This window comes from Leptolyngbya sp. FACHB-36 (genome assembly GCF_014695955.1).
GTDB lineage: Bacteria > Cyanobacteriota > Cyanobacteriia > Leptolyngbyales > Leptolyngbyaceae > FACHB-36.
Genome location: NZ_JACJPG010000031.1, coordinates 1 through 3,637 on the forward strand (window position 1 = coordinate 1; position 3,637 = coordinate 3,637).

The following is a 3,637-nucleotide window of genomic DNA, read 5'->3' on the forward strand; positions in this document are numbered from 1 at the left end:
GAATTTCCGCCTCGGCGCGTTTGCGATCGGTAATGTCTTCAGCAATGCCCGTAATGCGCTGAACGCGGTTGTCGTTCACGCTTAAAAACGCGCGATCGCGAATCCAGCGAACGCCGCCGCTGGGCTGCACAATGCGATACTCTTCGTCGTAGTTGCCCTGAAGCACTTTGCTGGGCTGCGCGGCTTCAATGCGGGGGCGATCGTCCGGGTGAATGGCTCGCAGCCACGCGGAGCCATCCTGGTAAAGCTCATCTCGCGGCTGTCCCCAAATCTCCTCGTATGCTGGGCTGACATAGAGGACTTTATGCAGGTCTGGCTCCGTCACCCAGAATACTTCGCGAATCGTTTCGGCAATCTGGCGGAACTGCTCCTCGCTCTCGCGGCGGTCAGCTTCTGCCTGCTTGCGCTCGGTGACGTCGATCGCCGCGCTGATCACCATGCGTCTGCCATCCGGCAGCGGACCCAGTGGAGCCGAGAAAAATTCCCAGATGCGCGCCGATCCGCTGCGAGTGCGAACCATATACTCGCCTTCGGAGATACGGCGATCGCTGCCGTAGAGGCGATTGATGTCTGCCTGCACAGTGGCTCTGCGCTGTCCATAGGCAAGTTCTGTCCAGTGGGCGATCGTGGGAACGTCTTGGAGCGTGTACCCGCTGAGTTCTGTCCAGGTGTAATTGACTTGCAGCACTTCGCCGTCTTCGACATGGAGCATCATCGGCAGCGGCGCGTACAGAATAGCTCGGTAGAAGCGGTCTTCGCTGGTGGACAGAGCCGCCTCAGTTTGCTCACGGATCTGGACTTGCTGCTGTAAGTTCCGCAGGGTTTCGAGTAAAGTTGTGGTCCGCTCTTGCACCTGGACTTCTAGCCCGTCGCGTAAAGTGCGCATCTCGGCTTCAGACTGCTCCAGCGTCAGGAGGTAGCGCCGCAGGGCGGAGGTTGCCGCTGATATGAGCCCGATCGCCACCACACTTAGCACAATGACTAACCCGATGCTGAGTCCGCCGTCGAGGTTTGCCTGAAGCGATCGCTGAGTCAGCAGGGCAACTTCCTCCTGCTTAATTTGGTCTACAACTCCCCGAATCTGGTCCATTTGCTGCTTGCCTTCATCGGTTTTGACCACGGCAAGGGCAGCGCTGAGTCCTTGTTGATTGCGCAGTGCGATCGTCGCTCTCAGCTCGTCAAGCTTTCTGTCAATGAGCGGTTGTAAATCTCGCAGTCGCGCTTGCTGGCGCGAGTTGTCTGCGGTCAAGCGGCGCAACTCGCTCATGTCTCGATCGAGTTCAAGGACTGCTGTGTCGTAAGGTGCGAGGTAATTATTTCTCCCAGTCAGCAAATAGCCGCGCTGTCCGGTTTCGGCGTCTTTTAGATGCGACAGCAGTTCCTCAGTTTCCTGAAGCACCTGATATGTATGACTAACCCACTGGCTGCTTTGGCGAAATTTGAAGAACGCCAGCCAGGAAGAGATACTGATAATCGCGAGGAGGACGATCGCCAGTCGAAATCTAGCGCCGCTAGTCGGCTCAACCACAGAATTCGCGCATGTCTTGGGTTTCTCTAAGAGTACAGTAGCGCATTTGGCTCTGCCAAAACCCTAGCTGCCTTAGCAGGAGACGTCTGCCAGTATCCTGGCTGCGTCATCCGCAGACAGCCAGGGTTGGTTCCACAGTACAACGTCTAATCGTCGATCGTTTTACCTAGCCTGATAATGAATTCAGCTGAAATTTTCTGGTTGCTCATCTACCGCAAGGCGGAGAACAAGTTCGTTAAAGCGTGAAGAAACGAAGTAACGAAGTTGTTAGAGTTGTATTGAGAGTAGTCCAATGTATTGAAAGCGAATTGAAAGTTGTAACAGCATCAATCTTAACGCCCATAGAATCTGAGAATGCTACGGCTAAGCTTGGCATCGAGATATAAGAAGTTGTCGCAATGCACGTTGCTATACATCCAGCCTTTCTAAGAGGATTCAATTAAACCGAAACTCAGCATGGCAGAGGCTCTAATGCTTCCAGGCTGGGATGTACATAATTCTTCAATGATTCCCAGCCGCGAGAAACCAACAAAGTTACACATAGAATATTAAACTTCCGGTAAACGCTCAGAATAAAAGAAGGGCTGGCAATGGATAGTATGGAAGAAGAAATTGAGATATGGATTGAGCTTGACGAATATCAAACTGTGGAGGAACAAAGTTATGACGATGATCAATTTTGTAATGTAATTATTCACTTTGCTGATGGTTCAAGAATTGGTCTTAATGTCTGGAGCGAGAAGTTTTTTCGCCGAGAATTTAATAAGATTGATTGGGTAGATGAACAGGTAGCCATCTTGCCAGATCTTGTGGTGAGAAAATTTGATTCCACAGCGATCCGAAAATCTATTATGGACTTAATCAACAGAGATAAATGGTTAGAGGGGCGAGGGTTTCCAATCAAGGATGTAAAGAATAGTGAGGATGTTCGGATAGCGATCGGGTGATTGCAAATGCTCCAGCAACTTCAGGGAAAATTAAACCGCGACTTTCATACTTACTGTGTTCAAATCCAGAGATTTCAGTGCATAGCGCAACTCAGCCTGAGGAATTTGGTAAATCGAGCAACGTAACCGATACATTAAGTTATCAAGCTGTCGTACAAAATTCGTAACGAATTGAGACCTCGAAGATGCCAGAACCCTCCCTACAATGGCGCATTCCCGCGATCGTCGAGCCGCCAGAGTGGTTTGTGCAGGCGATCGCTCAGCACGCGCCTGACAGCTTGGTTGCTTACGCCGCCCAGCTTCTTTGGCAGCGCGGTATTCAGCAGGTAGACCAGCTTGCCGGATTTCTGAATCCCAGCGCCTACCAGCCCACCAGTCCCTTTGCGTTTGGGCAAGAAATGCAGTGGGCGATCGAGCGGTTGCAGCAGGCCTACAGGGACGGCTCGATCGTGGGCATTTGGGGCGACTTCGATGCGGATGGCGTCACAGCAACGGCAGTGTTGTGGGACGGACTAGGACAATTTTTTACTCAGCAGAAAACGCTGCTCTACTACATTCCTAACCGTATTACTGAGTCACATGGGCTGTCACGATCGGGCATCGATACGCTGCACGCGAAAGGCTGCCACTTGATCGTCACGTGCGACACGGGCAGCACCAATTTAGAGGAGATTGAGTACGCTCGTAGCCTGGGAATGGATGTGATCGTGACGGATCATCACACGCTACCCAGCGATCGTCCTGCCGTCACTGCCATCATCAATCCTCGCTACTTGCCCGCCGCGCATCCCCTCGCTCACTTATCTGGCGTTGCAGTCGCGTACAAATTAGTGGAGGCGCTGTACGAGACGCTGCCCGATGTGCCGCAAACCCCACTGGAGCAATTGCTTGATCTGGTCGCGATCGGGCTAATTGCCGATCTGGTAGAGCTTAAAGGAGACTGTCGCTATCTGGCACAGCGCGGCATCGAGCAACTCCAGCGGCAGGCAACCTCGGCAACAGCGACTCGTCCGGGAATTTTGCGACTGCTGGAGCTGTGCAAGCGCAGTGGCGATCGTCCCACGGATATTTCGTTTGGCATTGGTCCCCGTCTCAACGCAGTTAGCCGCATTCAAGGCGATGCCCACTTCTGCGTTGAACTGTTGACGAGCCGCGACACCCA

Annotated in this window: 3 protein-coding genes; 2 read left to right on the plus strand and 1 reads right to left on the minus strand. The window is 52.8% G+C overall.

Annotation, left to right across the window (positions count from 1 at the left end; all coding sequences use genetic code 11):
• Window positions 1-1,528: CHASE3 domain-containing protein (locus tag H6F43_RS00395; protein ID WP_190340064.1), on the minus strand; the 1,528-nt coding region annotated here is incomplete at its 3' end.
• 599 nt (window positions 1,529-2,127) lie between these two features.
• Between H6F43_RS00395 and H6F43_RS00400 the strand changes: the two genes are divergently transcribed.
• On the plus strand, window positions 2,128-2,475 hold the full coding sequence (locus tag H6F43_RS00400; RefSeq protein ID WP_190340065.1) for a hypothetical protein: 348 nt from the start codon (window positions 2,128-2,130) through the stop codon (window positions 2,473-2,475).
• 185 nt (window positions 2,476-2,660) lie between these two features.
• Window positions 2,661-3,637, plus strand: a 977-nt coding sequence (locus H6F43_RS00405; RefSeq protein WP_190340066.1) for a DHH family phosphoesterase, incomplete at its 3' end; no start/stop codon positions are given.

What these genes read in the sequence shown, in the direction of transcription:
- H6F43_RS00400 (WP_190340065.1), top strand. Translation starts at nt 2,128, where the DNA reads ATGGAAGAAGAAATTGAGATATGGATTGAGCTTGACGAATATCAAACT.